Below are 17,489 nucleotides of genomic sequence, written 5' to 3'. Positions count from 1 at the left end.
GCTCGTCGACCCCGCGGACCTGGCCGGCGGCCACTGTCTCGCGCCCGACTACCTCGCGTGGTCGCTCGACCGTTCGCTGGACCGGTTGGGGCTCGACACGGTCGACTGTTACTACGTCCACAACCCCGAGGCACAGCTCGCGGCGCGGTCGCGTTCGGCCGTTTACGACGCCCTCGAAGCGGCCTTCGAGCGGCTGGAGCGTCGGCGGCTTGCCGGGGACATCGGCCGGTACGGCGTCGCGACGTGGCGGGCGTTCCGCGTGCCCACGGACGACGAGGCGTTCCTCTCGTTACGGGAGGTCCTCGCCCGCGCGGAAGCGGCCGGAGAGGCGGTCGGCCCCGACGACGACCACGGGTTCGAGGCGGTCCAGCTCCCGTTCAACGTTCGGATGGCCGACGCGTTCACGCGGCGGAACCAGCGTCCTCACGGCGAGCCCGACGGTGACCCGATATCGACGCTCGAGTTCGCTCACGAAGCCGGCCTCTCCGTGGTCACGAGCGCGAGCATCGGCCAGGGCGAGCTGGCGGTTTCCGGGGCGATCCCCGACGGCGTCGACGATCGGCTCGCGGGCGACACGCCGGCACAACGTGCGCTCAACTTCGCGCGCAGCGCGCCGGCGGTGACCTGCTCGCTGGTCGGGACGACCGACACTGAACACCTTCGAGAGAACGTCGCCGCGGGAACGTTCGACCCGTTAGGCGCGTCGGCGTTCGACGCGACGTTCGAGTGAACGCGCCGGCAGGGGTATACACCTAGTTGAGAGGGAGGTCGGTTGGGAACGGCTATCGCAGCTCTTTGAACTCGGCTTCACACTCCGGACAGATACGCACGGAGAACACCTCGTCCGGGTCGTTCCGCTTTTTAAGCACTTTCTCACACTCCGCGCAGTTCAGTCGCTCGTAGGTGTCCTTGTACAGGTCACCGTCCCGCAGCGCCTTGCGCGTGGATTTCATGTCTCGGGGTTGATCGCCGGCAGGCATAAAAACCCCGTACGACGTCCGTCGGACCGCTCGACCCCCGTCGCCGGCGGCCGTTTCGCAACCCTTGTAGCCACCCGCCGACAACGCTCACCGTGTCACGGACTCGGTTGTTCGGCTCGCTGTGTGGGCTGGTGTTCCTCGTCAACTTCGCGCGGGTCGTGTTCGCGCCGCTCGTCGGGGAGTTCATCGACGAGTTCACGATCCGCGAGGGGACCGCCGGGCTGATCGTCACGCTCGCGTGGCTCGGCTCCGCATCGCCGCGGATCCCGACCGGCTGGGCGCTCACTCGGGTTTCCCGGGTCTCCGTCGTCCTCGTCTCAGGGGTTACCCTCACGGTCGGCGCGCTCGGCGTCGCGCTCGCGCCCGACGTGACGACGCTGATGATCGCGGCGTTCCTCGTCGGCAGCGCCTCCGGCGTCTACTTCGTCGCCGCCAACCCGTTCGTCTCGGAGCTGTTCCCCGACCGCGTCGGGCGGGTGATGGGCGTTCACGGGATGGCGAGCCAGCTCGCGGCGGTCGCGGCCGCGCCAGTCGTCACCGTCACGCTGTGGTACGATTGGCGGTACGCGTTCTACGGGCTCGCGCTCGCGGCGGCGGCGACCACCGTCGCCTTCGTCCTGCTCGCCCGCCGCACCGATCTCCCCGCGGCCGGTGAAAGCGACACGGAGTTCCTCGCCGGCGCGCGCTCGGAGTGGAAACTGATCACCGCGGGGGTCGTTCTGTTGGGACTGACGAGTTTCGTCTGGCAGGGGCTGTTCAACTTCTACGAGCTGTACATGATCGACAAAGGACTCGCACCTGCGACGGCCCGAAACCTGCTCACCGTCATTTTCGCCGCGGGCGTCCCCGCGTTCCTCGTCTCCGGCGACCTCGCTGACCGGCTCCCCCACGTGCCGTACATCCTCGGGATCGTGACGGCGTTCGTCGCCAGCATCGTCCTCGCGGTGTACGCGACGGGGATCGTCGGGATCGTCGCCGCCAGCCTTCTCGTCGGCTTCACCATCCACATGCTGTTCCCCGCTGGGGACACGTACCTGCTCGACTCGCTGCCCGACGCGACCCGGGCGTCGGCGTACGCGGTTTTCTCCGCGGGGATGATGACGACGCAGGCAGCTGGCTCCTGGGTCGTCGGCGAAGCGATCGAGGCTGGCGTCGCCTACGACACCGTGTTCCTCGCTCTCGCCGGCGGGCTCGGCGGGCTCGTGGCTGTCTATGCGCTGTTGAACGCGATCGGACGAGTTCCGGGCGGGGCGGCGCACCCCTGAACCGGTTAGTCGTCGCGTCGCGGTGTTGTGTCATCGCATCCCGCACTCACGCTGTCGAACCCCGCACTCACGACGTCGGATCCCCCGGTATCGTGCGTATTTAGGGGCTCGTCCCCCTTTGATCCGCTAATGGAGTACGTACAGGAGCGCGTGACGACGCTTCACGCGCTGACGGACCACCGGCCGGACGCCCCCACCGGCCGCGCGGCGGTCGTGGTGCCGATGACGGAACGCGAGTACGGCACGCTCGCGGCCGAGCGCGTCCTTACTGCCCTCGAACGCGTCGACCCCGCACGGGTGATCGTCCCGTTACGAGCGACCCCCGAGCGCGCCGGGCCGTTCGCCGACTGGCTGGACGGGTTCGACCTCAATGTGGAGACGCTGTGGTGTGACGGCCCGCGCCTCGACTCCCTGCTCGGGAACCGGGGCGTCGACGGCGACCGCGGGAAGGGCCGAGACGTGTGGCTCGCGCTCGGCCGGGCGCTGACCGAGGAGTTCGTCGTCGTCCACGACGCGGACACGAAGACGTACTCGCCCGCGTTCGTGAATCGACTGCTGTTCCCGATCGCCCACGGCCACGAGTTCTCGAAGGGGTACTACGCCCGCGTCGAGGACGGGGCGCTATACGGTCGACTGTTCCGGCTCTTTTTCCGGCCGCTCGTCCGCGCGCTCGCAGACGCCCACGACGCCCCGGTGCTCGAGTACTTGGAGGCGTTCCGCTACGCGCTCGCCGGCGAGTTCGCGGCGACGACCGACCTCGTCTCGCGGCTCCGGGTCCAGCGCGGCTGGGGGTTGGAGGTCGGTACGCTCGGCGAGGCGTTCGCTCACGCCGGCTTCGAGGGAAGCGCACAGGTGGACCTCGGGAGGTACGAGCACGACCACCGCTCCGTCGAGGGGCCGACCGGGCTGGCGGACATGAGCCGCGCGGTCGGGGCTGCCACGCTGCGGGCGGTGGCCGACGCCGGCGTCGATGTCGATTACGGGACGCTCCCCGCACGATACCGCGAAACCGCCGATCGACTCGTCCGACGATACGCGACGGACGCGGCGTTCAACGGGTTGGCGTACGACGGCCCGGACGAGCGCGAGCAAGTGGCGACGTACGCCGAGGCGATCGCACCCCCGGAGCCCGACACTCGGCTACCGGCGTGGAACGACGCCCCCCTCGCGCCCGAAGCGGTCGCCGAGGCGGCTCGCGGGGATCTGGAGGCCGTGATCGACGAGAGGGGAGACCGCCCGGCCGACACGGCAGAGTCACCGGCGTCGAACACCGACGGCTCGATCGGGGGTGACGAGTAGTGGCCGACAGTGGGGAGACCGACGACCCCGCGCCCAGTGTTGCCGCCCGCGACGACCTCGCCGGGGTGGTCGACCTGTTCGGCTCGGTAACCCGCGCGGAGCTGTCCCGCGCGCTCTCCGAGCTCGCGTTCAAACGACGGACCGAGGTGGACGACGCGGCGATCGCGGCCGCGATCGACGTCGGTGTCGCGGAGTACGCGATCGTGCCCACGCCCCGATCGGCGGTGTCGGTCGACGGGGATCCCGTCGATCCAACCGACCCCGACGACGATTCGACCGGTTCGGACCGGGACCCGACTTTTCTCGCGGTGGGCCCGGCGGCGTTCCCTCAGCTTCCCGAGGGCGCCGAGGATCTGCCGCACATCCTCGACGTCCCGGACCGCGAGGTCGACCGAGAGGCGTTGTCGGATGCGGTCCTCGATCGGCTCTCGGCCGACGCGATCGACGCGATCAACGCCGGAGACACGGAGCGGCTGGAGACGCTCGCCGACGTCACCTACGACATCGAGGCGTGGGCACCGGTCGACGCCGAACCGATCCGCGAGCGGATCCTCGCCGAGATCGACGGATGAAGAGGGGCATCACCGTTTCGCCAGCGCCGCGCGGTAGTGGTGATTCGAGCCGTCGCCACGAACGATGTCCGTCACCTCCCAACCGGTGCCGATCGCGGCCTCGCGGAGTCTGTCCGGGCTGAACAGCCGCAACTGGAGGATCGGGTTCCGATCCCCCTCGTACTCGAAGAACATCACGCGGTGGGCGAGCCCCGGTGTCGGGTCGTCGCGGTAGCCGATCAGCTCGGCGGTGTCGGGATGGCTTGGGTCGTAACAGTCGACGACCGCCGTAGCGTCCGGCCGAGTGACGAACGCGAGGTCGCCGAGGAACGCCGAGAGCCCACGCATCGACCCCGCGAGGCCGAGCTGTGTCCCGTTCGCGAGCGCCGAGCCGAATCGGTCGCGCCCGAACGTTTCGCGCAGCTCGAACATGTCGGCCTCACGGGCGTCCTCGACGCCACGGTCACGCATCGTCTCCACGAGCGCCGGGCTCGGTTCGATAGCGATCGTCTCGAACCGATCCTGGAAGTACAGCGCGTGTCGGCCGGTCCCGGCACCGAGGTCGACGAGCGGCCCCTGGAGGTGGTCGGCCAGCCAGCCGTTCGTCCCCGCGTCGGGGTCGAACGGGGTGAAGTAGAACGACTCGATCGGGTGTTCGACGGCGGCCGCCCCGTCGGAGTGATAGAGCGGCTCGGTCCGCTCGTCGCGGAAGTGGTCGCGGATCGCCCGGCCGAAGACGTCGGACATACCGGCAGTAGCCGTCGGGGTCACTAAAACCCCGTTCGAGGGTCGGTACCGCGTTGCGAGCCGTCCGAGTAAATCGACCACCTGAGTCGTTCGAGCGGACGGGCGACGCTACCCCTCGAACCCTTCCGCTGCCAGTGCCTCCGCCAGCCCCGCGAGCAGGTACTCGACGTTCTTCGGCCGCGCGGAGTACCCCATACAGCCGATCCGCCAGACCTCACCGGCGAGGTCGCCGAGTCCGGAGGCGACCTCGATGTCGTACTCGGTGAGCAGGTAGTCGATGACTGTAGCGTCGTCGACGCCGTCGGGGACCCGGACCGCGTTGAGGCTGGGGAGCCAGTACGCGTCGGGCGCATTCATTTCCAGGCCGAGCTCCCGCACCCCGGCTTTGAGGTCGCTCGCGATCGCGCGATGGCGGTCCCATCGCGCCTCTATCCCCTCCTCGGCGACGAGGCGAAGCGCCTCCCGAAGCGCGTACACGTTGGTGATCGGGGCAGTGTGGTGGTACGCGCGGTCCTCACCCCAGTACCCCTCCAGCAACGAGAGGTCGAGGTACCACGATCGCGGCTCCGTCTCCCGGTCGAGCACCTTGTCCATCGCGCGGTCGGAGAGGGTGAGCGGGCTCGCGCCCGGGGGACAGGAGAGACACTTCTGTGGCCCCGAGTAGGCGGCGTCGAGGTCCCACTCGTCGACGCGGAACTCCACGCCGCCGAGCGACGTGACCGCGTCGGCGACGACGTACGCGTCGTGGGCGTGCGCGATGTCGGTCAGCTCGGACACGTCGGGCTGTCGCACGCCGGTCGACGTCTCCGCGTGGACGAACCCGAACACGTCCGGCTGGTGGTCGTCGAAGGCGTCCGCAACGTCCGCGGGGTCGAGGGGCTCACCCCACGGGGCGTCGACGGTGACGACCTCCCCGCCTGCCCGCTCGGCCATCGAGGCCATCCGCCCGCCGAAGTAGCCGTTCGTCGGGACGAGGGCGGTGTCGCCGGGCTCGACGAGGTTACCGATGGCGGCCTCCATCGCTGCGGATCCGGTACCCGACACCGGGATCGTCCATTGATTATCGGTGCGGAACGTGTAGCGTAACAGCTCCTGTACCTCGTTCATCACCTCGATGAACGACGGGTCGAGATGGCCGACGAGCGGCGTACTCATCGCGCGCAACACCCGGGGATGGACATCGCTCGGGCCAGGACCCATCAGGGTCCGGTCGGGCGGCGTTAGCTCGCCGACGTCTGGCGGTTCTTCGGCCGGCCGTGACTGCTCCGGCATCTGGCTCATAGATCGACAGGCGCGGGCAACGCGCAAAAGGACGGCGGTCGCGAGGGCGATAACAGGCGGGTGGCTGTGGAAACGAGACCAAGGGCGTTCCGAGGGTACACGGGACGCGAGTCGCGGAGACGCTACTCACGGGACAGGACGACCCCGCGGCGGGTCACTCCGCGAGGAAGTCCGGTTCGGTCCGTTTCTCGTCGCGCTCGGCGACGAGGTGATCGACGAAGGCGTCGGGATCGACCTCGTCGGCCTCGTTCTCGAAGCGGTCACGGACGGAGATCGTCCCGGACGACTCCTCGTCGGGACCGACGATCAGCATGTACGGGAGCCGGTCGTCGTGGCCCTGACGGATCTTGCGGCCGACGGTCCAGTCGCGGTCCTCGACCTCGACGCGGAACCCCTCCTCCGCGAGCGCGTTCTTTACGCGGTGGGCGTACCCGAGCGACTCGTCGGAGACGGGCAGGATCCGGACTTGCTCGGGCGCGAGCCACAGCGGGAAATCCCCGTCGAAATGCTCGATCAGCACCATGAAGAAGCGTTCGTAGGAGCCGTACAGCGCACGGTGGATCATCACCGGCCGGTGCTCCTCGTTGTCCTCGCCGGTGTAGGAGAGATCGAACCGCTCTGGCATGTTGAAATCGAGCTGGACGGTCGGGCCGTCCCACACCCGACCCAGCGCGTCCTCGAAGCCGAAGTCGATCTTCGGGCCGTAAAACGCCCCGTCGCCCGGCTCGATATCGTAGTCGTAGCCGCCGGATTCGAGCACGTCACGGAGCTGTTCCTCGGCGGACTCCCAGATATCGTCGCCGCCGACGGACTTGTCGGGTCGGGTCGCGAGCGCGACGTCGACTTCCAGATCCAGCGTCTCGACCACTTCGAAGATCATGTCGATGACGGACTCGATCTCCGCGCGGATCTGGTCGGGGCGCACGAACAGGTGGCCGTCGTCGATGGTGAACGACCAGACTCGCGAGAGCCCGGAGAGCTCGCCGCGCTGCTCCTTCCGGTACACCTTCCCGTTCTCGAAGTACCGCTTCGGAAGGTCTCGATACGACCAAGTCGACTGGTCGAAGATCGTCGCGTGGCCGGGGCAGTTCATCGGCTTCAGGCCGTACTCCTCGTCGTTCACGTCGAGGAGGAACATGTCGTCCTTGTAGTTCTCGTAGTGGCCCGACTGCTTCCACAGCTCCGTTCGGAACACGTGTGGCGTCTCGACTTCCTCGTACCCGTTCTCACGGTTCAGCTCGTTCGCGAAATCCGAGAGCTCTCGGAGGACGGTCTTGCCCGGCGGGTGATACAGCGGGAGACCGGGACCGGTCACCGTCGGAATCGAGAACAGGTTCATCTCCTGGCCGATCTTTCGGTGGTCGCGCTCTTTGGCCTCCGCGCGCATCTCGAGGTGCTCCGCCAAGGCCGCCTCGGTCGCGAAGGCGGTACCGTACACGCGGGTCAACGTGTCGTTCTCCTCGTCGCCGCGCCAGTACGACGAGGAGATGTTGAGCAGGGTCGCGGCTCCGATCTCGCCCGTGGACTCGACGTGAGGCCCCTGACAGAGGTCCTGCCACCCGTCCTGTTTGTAGAAGGTGACCTCCTCACCGGACGCTTCGTCGTCGAGGATCTCGCGTTTGTACTCGTTTTCGGCGTAGATCTCGCGAGCGTCCTCGCGCGACCGGACGACGCGTTCGATGTCGTAGTCCGCCTCGATGATGGCGTCCATCTCGTCTTCGATAGCCGAGAGGTCGTCCTCGTCGAGGTCGACGTCGGTCACGTCGTAGTAGAACCCCTCGTCGGTGTACGGCCCGATCGTGAGCGTCGCTTCAGGATGGAGCCGCTGGAGGGCCTGTGCAAACACGTGGGCCGCCGAGTGGCGGAGGACTTGGAGGTACTCGTCGGACTGGTCGGTGACGATCTCGATCCGCGCGCCGTCGTAGACCGGGGCGTGCTTCTCGACGAGTTCGCCGTCGATCTTCCCCGCGACGGTGTCGCGACCGAGCCCGGGGCCGATCTCGTAGGCGACGTCCTCGACTGTCGACCCGGACGGGACGTGGAGTTCTGATCCGTCCGGGAGGACGACCGTCACGTCGGCCTGCGCATCGGTCTCGCTCATACCCTTCGGAAGCCGGACGAGCGCCATAAGTGTTGTTCGATCCGTCCGGGATGGGGGCGACGATGTGGGGGATGGAAAAGCACAAACCGACCGGCAACAGTTGCCACTACATGACCGACCACCGCGAGCCCCTCCCCTCCGTGTTGGAGACGATCGGGGAGACCCCGCTCGTCCGGGTCCACGATTCGCCGGACGCGGCCCCGGTGTACGCCAAACTCGAGTCGTTCAATCCGGGTGCGAGCATCAAAGACCGGATCGGGAAGTACATGCTCGAACGCATGCTCGAGGAGGGAACTATCGACCCCGGCGGAACGGTCATCGAGCCGACCGCCGGCAACACCGGGATCGGGATCGCGGTCGCGGCGGGACAGCTCGACCTCAACGCGGTGTTCGTCGTGCCCGAGCGGTTCTCCGTCGAGAAACAACAGCTCATGCGCGCGCTCGGCGCGGACGTGATCAACACGCCGAGCGAGGACGGGATGGGGTTCGCTATCGAGCGCGCCCACCAGCTCGCGGAGGAGCTGGAGAACGCGGTCGTCCCCCAGCAGTTCTCCAACCCGCTCAACGCCGAGGCACACTACGCGACGACCGCCCCAGAGGTCGACGAGGCGCTTGACGGCGAGGTCGGTGCCGTGGTCGCCGGGTGTGGCACCGGCGGCACGCTGATGGGCATGGCCGAGTACTTCCTCGAACGCGACCCCGACACCCACGTCGCCGCCGTCGAACCCGCGGGCTCCGCGTACCGCGAGTTCTTCGGTGAGGACGTCGATCACGAGGAGTACAAGACCGAGGGGATCGGCACCCACGACATCGAGACGAACGAGCTGTTCGACCCCGACCTCGTCGACGAGATCCACGCGATACCCGACCGCGACACTCACGAGGAGATGGCGAGACTCGCCCGCGATGAGGGCCAGCTCGTCGCCTCCTCGGCGGCTGCCAACGCCGTCGCCGCGAAACGGGTCGCCCGGGACATCGCCGAGGGGACGATCGACGCCCCCAGCGACACCGTCGTCACCGTCTTCGCCGACTCCTCTGAGCGGTACCTCTCGAAGGGCGTGTACCGGTCGTTCGAGGAGTGGGAGGGCTGATCCCGGAGTGCTTCGTTGCGGTCGGTGGGCGGGGTGAGTGGGAGTCCAGACCGTCGACGATCCGTCGCCGACCGGAACGCCCCGTTTCCGGGCGAGAACTCGGGACCTATCTACCCGCGGAGCCGCCCGTGTTCGACCTTTAGACACCGATCCTGGACGACCTCGATCCCGTCCGCTTCGGCCGCGGCCGCCGCCGCATCGTGCGTGATCCCCAACTGGAGCCACGCGATCCCGGCGTCCCCGCGCGCCGCATGTCGCTCCCGGACCGCGTTGAGGATCTCCGGGACCTCCTCGCTCGGTCGGAACACGTTCACGAGGTCGATAGTCACGTCGACATCGCCGAGGGCGTCGTAGGCGGGCTCGCCGAGGATCGAGTCCGCGTACGGGTTGACCGGCACGATCCGATAGCCGTGTTTCTGGAGGTACGCGGGCACGTCGTGTGCGGCCTTTCCGGGCGTCGTCGAACAGCCGACGACGGCGATCGTCTCCGCGTCGAGCGCGCGTTCGAGTCCCGCGTCGTTGGTGATCGGCATACGTATGAGTCCGCGACGGAGCGTCCTAAAGCCTCGCGTCCCCGCTTAAGCCAGCCTGATCTCGGGGTCGTCGTCCTCGGAGACGGTGACGATCCCGTCGAATAGCTGCTTGAGCGTGTTGAGGCTTTGCTCGTCGTGGGCCGTCGAGTCGATACTGAACAGTCCGAGCCCGTTCACGCTCTGCACGCGGCCGGTGAACACGTGGAGGAACCGGAACACCGTCTGGAGGTCCGAGTACATCAACAGCGTCGACAGTGAGTGCACCATGATCCGGTTGCGCTCGATCCCACGGTCGCCGAACGCCTGGAGGAACTCGGAGAGCTTGATCCCGATCCCGGTCATGTCGACCGGTGAGGAGGCGTACTTGATCCGGTCGGATTCGCGGACGTCGCCGACGCCCTGCTGCCGGGTGACACAATCGACGACCGCCACCGGCTTTCCCTCGTACGGCGTCCGCTTCTCGTAGTCCTTGAGGACGCGGTCGGCACCGTCCTTCGTGGTGACGACGATCGCCCCCTCGCCCGCGTCCGTGCCGGCCGCGAGGACGTCCATCGCGAGCGAGCGCTTCCCGGTGAGGGGGGGACCGGTGAGAAGCAAGTTCGTTCCCGGTTCCACCTCGACGTCGAGGTGGGGGTTCAGATCATACATGTGTGTCCCTTAACCGCCGTCGAGTCGACTCCGGGCACTCGTACAGTAGACGTGCCGTCCGACCGGGATACATCGACTATAGAGAACATACCCAGACCGAATAATATTCTTTTTGATCGGCGCGCGTCGTGTCCAACGTCGATCGTCACGGGTCCGTCTCGACCAACAAATTCCCGTGCCGGTCGGTGCCGCGAGCGACTCCGGATCGCGGGAGTTAAAACCGTCTGTTGGATACGAACTAATACGGGCGCTTAGCTCAGTCTGGATAGAGTGCTTGGCTTCGGACCAAGTTGTCGGGGGTTCAAATCCTCCAGCGCTCATTTTCTACAAAGGCGTGATCGCCTGACAGCATCGAGTTCGTCGCTTCGATAAACACGGTGTCGTCGGTTTAGCCAGTAGGGAGTACGACGGTTCCTCTATCAGCTGTCGTCGATCCCCACGCGTGCTCCCGTTCATGATAACTGGTTTGTACGGCGAGGACCGCCTGCTAGGGTATGCCTTCCGAGTTCGTCGATCCACCGTCACCGGACACGGTTCTCGAACGGTTCCCGTGGGCTGGTGAGCCGGGCAAGTCCATGGTGATCGGTGCCGACATCGACGCGATCCTGTCGGCGGCGTACCTCGCCGACCGCCTCGACTGGGAGCCGATCGGCTTTTACGCGGGCTTCGACCGCCTCTACACGGTGGATGGCGTCACTCGTGATGAGCTGGTCGACGCCGTCTGGGTGGACCTGGATATCAGCCACCCGGAGATCGCTTCGATCGGTCACCACATCCTGGAGTTCGACGGAACGAACGCGATCGAGCCACACGGGAGCTCGTTGAACCCCAACCTCCTCCGGGGAGTCACGCACGAAGCGTTCTCCCGGAAGTACCCGCTGGGAACGCTCCACCTCGTGACGTGGCTCCACGGCGAGTCGCCGTCCCCGACCCCGACGCAGAAACTACTGTACTGGCTGCCGGACTCGTCGTGGATCAACGCGCAGTCGCATCGGTTCCGGGACAACGTGCGCGACTGGCTGTTCGAATGGGTCCCGATCGAGAGCCTGACGACCTCGTTCGAGTGGACCGACACGGCGTACTTCGAGGAGCGGTTGGCCGACGAGCTCTATCCACGGATCGAACGGACAGGGTTCGAACGGGGGCGCGGACAGGTCACATCGCGCCATCACGGGCTCGGCGGGTACCAGTGTACGTTCGAGGACCCCACCACCAGCCGGAAGGAGCTACAGGGGCTCGTCGACCTCGCCGCGGCGGTAATGGAGTGGGACGCCTTCGATGTTCCCGACGGACTGGTGGAAACGCGAGGAACCCGACACTGGAGCTACTCCTACAGCACGCTCCGGAAAGAGTACGGCGACCTCGACACGTTCCTCAACGCCGAGGACGTGTTCTCGTACGCGATCCCGAACCGGAACACGATCAACTACACGACCGGGATCGATCTCTCGGCGGTCGGGCGAGAACGATAAGCGTCTGACGGCCCATCGAGAGGAGGATCCGACTCGGATCACCCTCGATCGGGCGCGCGCTCGGCCAGTACCGGGATCGCGTCGAGCCGTGCCGCGTCGAGAGCCTCCCAGTCGACCCCGGTCGGCCGTGGAGCGTCGGCCCCCGTTCGGATCACCCGCTCGGGGGTCACGATCAGGTCAATCGGCACGTCGTGTCCGTCCGGCTCGGGGAGCGTCTCCGGGTCGGCGATCGGGGAAGCGGGCCCGTCGAGAACCTGCAGCTCGTGAACGGTCGTCGCGACGGTCGTGTCGTCGTCCACCGCGTCGAGCTCGTGGAGCACGGCCCATTCGAGGTCGCTGTATCCCTCTCCCTTCCCGATCCGCGCACCCTCGGTCGTCACGCCCACGGACCCGGAGACGACGAGGTCGATGTGGGGGACCGATTCGGGTCCGACCGGGACGCCGTGTGCCGACACGCCCGAGACGGTGGTCGCCTCGTCGATGTCGTCCACGTCGTCCGGGTCGAGCCGGAGAAACGGGTCGGGATCGCGGAGCCGGGGTTGCGCCACGAACACCGTCTTGCCGGCACGTAGCGCGGCTCGCCGAACGGGCAGCTGTGGCGCGTCCGGATTCGCCTTCATCGTCTCCGCAGTCTCCCACGCCCCCGTCTCCGTCAGTCGATCACACGCGTCTGTCGCGCCGGCGACGTTCGGGATCCGCCCGTGTGGCGGGAACGGGAACCGGGCCTCCCCGCGGTCCTCGAGCGCGTCCCACACGGCCTCGCGAACGGTCTGCTTATCCATGTCGAAACATTGACCGCCGATGGATTAAACGGCCCGACACGACCGGAGTACGTTCCGATCGGAACGATCTCAACTACCGGGGGATTTATATATCAGTCACGGAACCGTTTGCGGTATGTTAGAAGACGGGCTGTCGTACCCGATACGCGGTGACTGGATCGGTCGAGTGATCATCGGCGGCGTGCTGACGGCATTCTCGGTGTTCCTGATCCCGGTGTTCATCGTCCTCGGCTATCTCGTTCGAGTCCTCGAAACGACGATCGAGGGCGAGGAGACGCCCCCGGAGTTCGAGGACTGGGGAGACATGTTCATGAAAGGGGTCATCGGGACGGTGATCGCGTTCGCGTACACGTTCGTACCGATCACGCTGTACTCGATACTCGCCGTCGTCGTGCTCGGCGTGAGCGGGGCGCTTGGCGGCGATCTGGGTGCCGTCGTCGGCCTCATCGGGGTGTTCATGCTGCTCGCGTTCATCCCCGTCCTGTTCCTGATCTACTACGCGGTGCCGGCGGCGCTCGGCGCGTACGCGACCCGTGGCGAAATCTCCGCGGCGTTCGATGTCGGGCTATTGAAGCCGACGCTGCTGAGCACGGAGTACCTCACCGCCGTGATCCTGCCGATCGTCGTGGCGTTCGTCGTCTGGATCGTCTCGGGCGTCCTCGCGGTGACGGTTATCGGGCTGCTGCTCCTCCCATTCGTCCAGTTCTACGGGCAGGTGGCCGTGTTCCGGATGTTCGGCTCGGCGTTCGCGAGCGTCAACGAGCGGATCGAGTCGGACACCCCGGAGTCGGAGGAACCGCCCACCGACGACACCGTGGTCGCCTGAATCGGTAGATGACGCCGTGATCGCCTGAATCGGCAGATGACGCCGTGATCGCCTGACCCGGCCGCGCGACGCGCCTTTTAACCGGGTCGGCCGTTCAAGGGACGTATGTTCGAGAACCGACCGGACCGCGACGCCGAGGTCGTCCTCGTGGGGCGGTCGAACGTGGGGAAATCCACGCTGATGCGCGAGCTGACGGGCCACGACTTCTCGACCGGCGGGAAGCCGGGCGTGACACGGCAGCCGAACCACTACGACTGGGCGAGCGAGTCGTTCATGTTCACCGACTTACCGGGGTTCGGGTTCATGTCCGGCGTCGAAGCCGATCGCCGTGAGGAGATCAAGACCGACGTCGTGCGGTACGTCGAGGACAACGCCGAGGCGATCCTCGCCGGCGTCGTCGTCATCGACGGGAAAAGTGCGGTCGACATCATCGACCGCCACACGGAGCGCGGGAACGTCCCGCACGACGTGGAGATGTTCGGGTTCCTCCAAGAGGTCGGTGTCGACCCGATCGTCGCCGTGAACAAGACCGACAAGATCGACGACCTCGACGAGCGGCTGGACGCGATCTGCGACCGGCTCGGACTGTACCCGCCGTGGCAGCAGTGGACCGACACGGTCGCGCCGATCTGTGCGAAGCGCGGCGACATCGACGCGCTCGAGTCGTGTCTCCGCGAGCGGTTCCACGACCACAACCGAGACGACCTCCTGAAGTTCGTCTCGTAGCGGGCGGGCTCAGAACTCGAAACCGACGGCGTCGGCGTCCGGCCGGACCGGACTCCGGGGGTACGGTGGCGACGCGTCGGGGTCGTTGTACGCCCGGGGTGCGACATCGTTCGGGGCGTCGGGGTAGAACAGCGCCGCGAGCGTCTGGATCGCGGTTCGGCCGCTCGCCAGCTCGAACTGTCCGCCCCCGTACATCGCGATCCCCTCGCTGCGACAGTACGCGATCGTCTCGAACACCGACTCCAGCGTGCCGAACCGGGAGGGCTTGACGTTACACCAGCCCGGGTCGACGGGGAGCGACTGCAGGGAATCGACACCGTCTATCGGGTAATCGAAGGCGAGCCGGTCCGCCTGGGGCTCGAGAAGTGGCGTCGTCTCCGGGGTGAACGCCGCGTCCTCGACGATCGCGGTCGGGAACGCGGCGAGCACGTCCCGATACAGCTCGGGATCGGCCGGTACGTCGACGTCGGTCCCCTCGTACCACCCTTTGAGATCGAGCACGCGAACGGCGTCCGTCTCGCGGAGCTCGACGAACACGGACTCCGGCCAGTCGGGCGTCGGGTCGAGCTTGAACTCCACGTCGGGGTCGCGTTCGCGCAGCTCTCGTACCCGGTCGGTCGTGGGCGGGTCGCCGAGTCGCGTCGAGACGACGAACCGGACCGGATCGGGTTCGATCCCGAGAAACGCCCCGAGGCTCGTGTCGGCCTGCCGCAAGCCGAGGTCGAGCGCCGCGCTCTCGACCGCCCAGCGACGGTAGTTCCGGGAAGCCTGTTGTTCGGGCGACTTCGCGGCGAACAGGTCGATCTCGTCGAGCGCGGCGGACAGCTCGGCTATCGTCCACTCACCCTCGAGATCGACCGGGTCGGTCCCCGCGAGCGCGTCGTGGTCGGCCGTCTCGTAAGTGACGTCCTCTCCGCGGCCGATGACGCCGTCACCCTCCAGCCGGAACTCCGTCGTCGTTCGCTCGAATCCACTCGTCGTGGCCGCGGTGTACCGTCGACGCCCGACCGACTCGATCGTGACCGCGAGGTCGGCGAGACGCTCATACACGTCCATACCGTCCCGTCGTCGCGTGTACACTTAACTGAACGTGCGCTCGCACCGCCGCCGTCCTCACCGAGCCGGGTTTTCGGGGGCGTCCCGCGCCCGCAACGTCGCCACCCGGGTACCGAGCGCGAGGAACAGCGGGATCACGGTAAGCGTCACTGCCCCGGCGGCCGCGACCTGCAGGACGGTCGTCGTGAACCAGGGCGTGCTCCCTGCGTACGGCACCGACGTGTGGGTAACGTCTCCCACGAGCGGGACGAAGTAGTCCATCAGCAGGTCGACCGTGTACCACGTCGTCGCGATCACGACCGCCTTGACCGGGAAGTCCGTCATCCGGTGGAGCACGAACGCTTGGACCACCATCGCGAGGTGACTCACGAACAAGAACGCGTACATGGCGGGCCCGGAGTTCGCGAGGAACCCCGGAGAGAAGGCGACGAGGACGTACGGCGTCCACAGCCCGAGCTTGATGTTCCCGAAAAAGGCCAGTGTAGCGAGGGTGTCGCTCGACCGGCCGACCGCCCACGACGCCAGCGCCAGCGCGATAAACAGCGTTGCCAGCGGGCTATCGGGGATGAACGGCCACATCTCCACGGGGTGGCGGCCGAACTGGAACCGGTAGTACCAGAAGCCGAACGCGGTCCCCGCCAGGTTGATCGCCACGATGACCCACACGAACCGATAGGCGATATCCTCGAGCGTCTTCGGGAGCGGTGCGGCCCACCGCGGCAACGACTCGCGGTCCGGGGGGTCGCGGCCGAGCGAGCCGACGAGATCCATAGGGCTGAGTCGGACCGGTCGGTCAAAGCGGTGGCGGTCGCGGGTCGGTACGGGATCGGTAGGCCGGACTGGCCCGACGCTCTTCGGCCGCGACGAAAAGGGCTATGGGTGCCGGGCGGAAAGTTTGGGCCATGCGCCCGCGAACGCTGCTCGCACTGCTCCTCGTCGTACCCCTCGTGGACGCGCTGTTCCTCGTCTACGTCGCGACACGACTCGGACCGGCGATGACCGTCGGGCTGGTGGTGTTAACCGCGATCCTCGGGATGCTCCTGTTGCGCGCCGAGGGGCGTGCGACGCTCGCGCGGGTCCAACGGAAGCTCGCGCAGGGACGGCCCCCGACAGATGAGCTGCTCGACGGCGGCCTGTTGATCGCTGCGGGCGCGTTCCTGCTCACGCCGGGGTTGGTCACCGACGCGATCGGGTTCCTGCTCGCGCTCCCGCTCACCCGCGTCCCGATCCGCATGGCCGTCAAGAAGTACGTCGTCGTCCCGTACATCGACCGCGAGACGGGCGGGTTCGCCACTGGAAACGTGTACATCGGCGGGTTTCCGAACGACGGCGAGGGCTCGGGGGTCGGCGGCGCGGCCGGGTTCGGTGACGCCAGCGGGTTCGACGAGAGCGACTTCCCCGGTGACGGGTTCCCCGGCGGGGTGGGTGGCGATGGTGACCCGGACGACGGCGGCGACACGAGTGGTGCGGCCGGGTTCGGCGGCGACAACGGGGACGATAGCGACGATGTCGTCGACGTCGACTACACGGTTGAGGACGACGACGGGCGGAGCGGATAATCGGCGCGTACTGAGCGGTTGTGGGGCGGCGCTTCGAAATCAGGGGCGCTTCGGGGTCGACGGCGTAGTCCCGTCACACGGTCCGTGTGAGAAACCACCGGACGGCGACCTGCTACCGAAAGGAAACCCTTAAAATCCTACCCACGGAACTACTGAATGCGCTCACCTGGGCCAATAGCTCAGTCAGGTTGAGCGCTCGGCTGATAACCGGGAGGTCCACGGTTCAAATCCGTGTTGGCCCACCTTAATTAAACTCGGGCGCGACCCGAGTAAATTGGTGGGCTGGGACTCCCCAGCCACCCAATTTCGGTACTCTACTACTCACGAGCGACCGCTCTCGTGGAATTGTCCGGGAATATTTTGAGCCGGTGGTCCGTGCCGTCCCGCGATCAGGGGTAGCCGAGGTGGTCTCGGCGTGATGTCGCTCCGTTCTGAGCGTGTCCGGAGCGACTGCCTATCGTGCGGTTCCCACGTCCCGGTCGACTTCCGCCGGGTCCACGGCGACGACGATCGGCGCGGCGCGGGTCGCCGGCGTCGACGGCGAAGCCAACCCCGTCGTTCGCGGGCTCCTC

At 67.1% G+C, this 17,489-nt stretch carries 19 protein-coding genes and 2 tRNA genes; 12 read left to right on the top strand and 9 right to left on the bottom strand.

Annotated features, from left to right (window positions below; all coding sequences use genetic code 11):
- A partial coding sequence (locus tag ACFQEU_RS04060) for an aldo/keto reductase (protein ID WP_379779527.1) occupies positions 1 to 730 on the top strand: 730 nt, incomplete at its 5' end.
- Positions 731 to 782: 52 nt separating this feature from the next.
- On the opposite strand, the gene ACFQEU_RS04055 is transcribed toward ACFQEU_RS04060, so the two are convergent.
- Positions 783 to 953: an HVO_0758 family zinc finger protein gene (locus ACFQEU_RS04055; protein WP_379779525.1), complete on the bottom strand. Its 171-nt coding sequence runs from the start codon at positions 951 to 953 to the stop codon at positions 783 to 785.
- Positions 954 to 1,072: 119 nt separating this feature from the next.
- Here ACFQEU_RS04055 and ACFQEU_RS04050 point away from each other — a divergent pair, with 119 nt between their 5' ends.
- From ACFQEU_RS04050 to ACFQEU_RS04040, 3 genes are all read left to right on the top strand, one after another.
- Entirely contained in the window at positions 1,073 to 2,245 is a 1,173-nt protein-coding gene (locus ACFQEU_RS04050) for an MFS transporter (RefSeq protein WP_379779523.1), read from the top strand.
- 129 nt (positions 2,246 to 2,374) lie between these two features.
- Positions 2,375 to 3,544, top strand: a complete 1,170-nt coding sequence (locus ACFQEU_RS04045; protein WP_379779521.1) for a glycosyltransferase family protein — start codon at positions 2,375 to 2,377, stop codon at positions 3,542 to 3,544.
- The gene (locus tag ACFQEU_RS04040) at positions 3,544 to 4,116 is read left to right on the top strand and encodes a DUF7109 family protein (RefSeq protein ID WP_379779519.1); all 573 of its coding nucleotides are present in this window, start codon (positions 3,544 to 3,546) and stop codon (positions 4,114 to 4,116) included. The genes ACFQEU_RS04045 and ACFQEU_RS04040 overlap by 1 nt, the downstream gene beginning before the upstream one ends.
- A 9-nt stretch (positions 4,117 to 4,125) precedes the next feature.
- Here the strand turns inward: ACFQEU_RS04040 and ACFQEU_RS04035 are convergent, their stop codons facing one another.
- From ACFQEU_RS04035 to thrS, 3 genes are all read right to left on the bottom strand, one after another.
- Positions 4,126 to 4,842 (bottom strand): methyltransferase domain-containing protein, encoded by a 717-nt coding sequence (locus ACFQEU_RS04035; RefSeq protein ID WP_379779517.1) that lies wholly within the window; start codon positions 4,840 to 4,842, stop codon positions 4,126 to 4,128.
- 108 nt (positions 4,843 to 4,950) lie between these two features.
- Positions 4,951 to 6,123, bottom strand: coding sequence for a pyridoxal-phosphate-dependent aminotransferase family protein (locus ACFQEU_RS04030; protein ID WP_379779515.1), 1,173 nt, complete (start codon positions 6,121 to 6,123; stop codon positions 4,951 to 4,953).
- Positions 6,124 to 6,277: 154 nt separating this feature from the next.
- Positions 6,278 to 8,251, bottom strand: coding sequence for a threonine--tRNA ligase (thrS, locus tag ACFQEU_RS04025; RefSeq protein ID WP_379779513.1), 1,974 nt, complete (start codon positions 8,249 to 8,251; stop codon positions 6,278 to 6,280).
- 83 nt (positions 8,252 to 8,334) lie between these two features.
- Between thrS and ACFQEU_RS04020 the strand changes: the two genes are divergently transcribed.
- Entirely contained in the window at positions 8,335 to 9,315 is a 981-nt protein-coding gene (locus ACFQEU_RS04020) for a PLP-dependent cysteine synthase family protein (RefSeq protein ID WP_379779529.1), read from the top strand.
- Positions 9,316 to 9,425: 110 nt separating this feature from the next.
- Here the strand turns inward: ACFQEU_RS04020 and ACFQEU_RS04015 are convergent, their stop codons facing one another.
- Positions 9,426 to 9,848: a CoA-binding protein gene (locus ACFQEU_RS04015; protein ID WP_379779511.1), complete on the bottom strand. Its 423-nt coding sequence runs from the start codon at positions 9,846 to 9,848 to the stop codon at positions 9,426 to 9,428.
- Between the two features lie 45 nt (positions 9,849 to 9,893).
- On the bottom strand, positions 9,894 to 10,496 hold the full coding sequence (locus ACFQEU_RS04010; protein WP_379779509.1) for an RAD55 family ATPase: 603 nt from the start codon (positions 10,494 to 10,496) through the stop codon (positions 9,894 to 9,896).
- Between the two features lie 245 nt (positions 10,497 to 10,741).
- Between ACFQEU_RS04010 and ACFQEU_RS04005 the strand changes: the two genes are divergently transcribed.
- Positions 10,742 to 10,816, top strand: a tRNA-Arg gene (locus ACFQEU_RS04005).
- Between the two features lie 174 nt (positions 10,817 to 10,990).
- Complete coding sequence (locus ACFQEU_RS04000) at positions 10,991 to 11,968, top strand: hypothetical protein (RefSeq protein WP_379779507.1); 978 nt, start codon at positions 10,991 to 10,993, stop codon at positions 11,966 to 11,968.
- Between the two features lie 38 nt (positions 11,969 to 12,006).
- Here ACFQEU_RS04000 and ACFQEU_RS03995 read toward each other — a convergent pair whose 3' ends face one another.
- Positions 12,007 to 12,750, bottom strand: a complete 744-nt coding sequence (locus tag ACFQEU_RS03995) for a 5-formyltetrahydrofolate cyclo-ligase (protein WP_379779505.1) — start codon at positions 12,748 to 12,750, stop codon at positions 12,007 to 12,009.
- Positions 12,751 to 12,865: 115 nt separating this feature from the next.
- Between ACFQEU_RS03995 and ACFQEU_RS03990 the strand changes: the two genes are divergently transcribed.
- Together ACFQEU_RS03990 and engB are read left to right on the top strand one after the other, a co-directional pair.
- Positions 12,866 to 13,576: a DUF4013 domain-containing protein gene (locus tag ACFQEU_RS03990; RefSeq protein ID WP_379779503.1), complete on the top strand. Its 711-nt coding sequence runs from the start codon at positions 12,866 to 12,868 to the stop codon at positions 13,574 to 13,576.
- 105 nt (positions 13,577 to 13,681) lie between these two features.
- Complete coding sequence (gene engB, locus ACFQEU_RS03985; RefSeq protein ID WP_379779501.1) at positions 13,682 to 14,302, top strand: GTP-binding protein EngB; 621 nt, start codon at positions 13,682 to 13,684, stop codon at positions 14,300 to 14,302.
- Between the two features lie 9 nt (positions 14,303 to 14,311).
- On the opposite strand, the gene ACFQEU_RS03980 is transcribed toward engB, so the two are convergent.
- Positions 14,312 to 15,358 (bottom strand): enolase-like domain-containing protein, encoded by a 1,047-nt coding sequence (locus tag ACFQEU_RS03980; protein ID WP_379779499.1) that lies wholly within the window; start codon positions 15,356 to 15,358, stop codon positions 14,312 to 14,314.
- 57 nt (positions 15,359 to 15,415) lie between these two features.
- On the bottom strand, positions 15,416 to 16,129 hold the full coding sequence (locus ACFQEU_RS03975; protein ID WP_379779497.1) for a DUF1405 domain-containing protein: 714 nt from the start codon (positions 16,127 to 16,129) through the stop codon (positions 15,416 to 15,418).
- Positions 16,130 to 16,260: 131 nt separating this feature from the next.
- On the opposite strand from ACFQEU_RS03975, the gene ACFQEU_RS03970 reads away from it, so the two are divergent.
- The 3 genes from ACFQEU_RS03970 to ACFQEU_RS18270 form a co-directional block, all read left to right on the top strand.
- Complete coding sequence (locus tag ACFQEU_RS03970; protein ID WP_379779495.1) at positions 16,261 to 16,917, top strand: FxsA family protein; 657 nt, start codon at positions 16,261 to 16,263, stop codon at positions 16,915 to 16,917.
- 168 nt (positions 16,918 to 17,085) lie between these two features.
- A tRNA-Ile gene (locus tag ACFQEU_RS03965) sits at positions 17,086 to 17,159 on the top strand.
- A gap of 176 nt (positions 17,160 to 17,335) precedes the next feature.
- Positions 17,336 to 17,489: DUF7563 family protein (locus ACFQEU_RS18270; protein ID WP_465261114.1), on the top strand; the 154-nt coding region annotated here is incomplete at its 3' end.

The organism is Halorubrum tibetense, from assembly GCF_042661865.1.
Lineage (GTDB): Archaea > Halobacteriota > Halobacteria > Halobacteriales > Haloferacaceae > Halorubrum > Halorubrum tibetense.
This window is presented reverse-complemented; position numbering and strand designations above follow the sequence as displayed.

Coding starts and splice junctions, on each gene's coding strand:
- ACFQEU_RS04055 (WP_379779525.1), bottom strand. CDS start 953: ATGAAATCCACGCGCAAGGCGCTGCGGGACGGTGACCTGTACAAGGAC.
- ACFQEU_RS04045 (WP_379779521.1), top strand. CDS start 2,375: ATGGAGTACGTACAGGAGCGCGTGACGACGCTTCACGCGCTGACGGAC.
- ACFQEU_RS04035 (WP_379779517.1), bottom strand. CDS start 4,842: ATGTCCGACGTCTTCGGCCGGGCGATCCGCGACCACTTCCGCGACGAG.
- ACFQEU_RS04030 (WP_379779515.1), bottom strand. CDS start 6,123: ATGAGCCAGATGCCGGAGCAGTCACGGCCGGCCGAAGAACCGCCAGAC.
- thrS (WP_379779513.1), bottom strand. CDS start 8,251: ATGGCGCTCGTCCGGCTTCCGAAGGGTATGAGCGAGACCGATGCGCAG.
- ACFQEU_RS04020 (WP_379779529.1), top strand. CDS start 8,335: ATGACCGACCACCGCGAGCCCCTCCCCTCCGTGTTGGAGACGATCGGG.
- ACFQEU_RS04015 (WP_379779511.1), bottom strand. CDS start 9,848: ATGCCGATCACCAACGACGCGGGACTCGAACGCGCGCTCGACGCGGAG.
- ACFQEU_RS04010 (WP_379779509.1), bottom strand. CDS start 10,496: ATGTATGATCTGAACCCCCACCTCGACGTCGAGGTGGAACCGGGAACG.
- ACFQEU_RS04000 (WP_379779507.1), top strand. CDS start 10,991: ATGCCTTCCGAGTTCGTCGATCCACCGTCACCGGACACGGTTCTCGAA.
- ACFQEU_RS03995 (WP_379779505.1), bottom strand. CDS start 12,750: ATGGATAAGCAGACCGTTCGCGAGGCCGTGTGGGACGCGCTCGAGGAC.
- ACFQEU_RS03990 (WP_379779503.1), top strand. CDS start 12,866: ATGTTAGAAGACGGGCTGTCGTACCCGATACGCGGTGACTGGATCGGT.
- engB (WP_379779501.1), top strand. CDS start 13,682: ATGTTCGAGAACCGACCGGACCGCGACGCCGAGGTCGTCCTCGTGGGG.
- ACFQEU_RS03980 (WP_379779499.1), bottom strand. CDS start 15,358: ATGGACGTGTATGAGCGTCTCGCCGACCTCGCGGTCACGATCGAGTCG.
- ACFQEU_RS03975 (WP_379779497.1), bottom strand. CDS start 16,129: ATGGATCTCGTCGGCTCGCTCGGCCGCGACCCCCCGGACCGCGAGTCG.
- ACFQEU_RS03970 (WP_379779495.1), top strand. CDS start 16,261: ATGCGCCCGCGAACGCTGCTCGCACTGCTCCTCGTCGTACCCCTCGTG.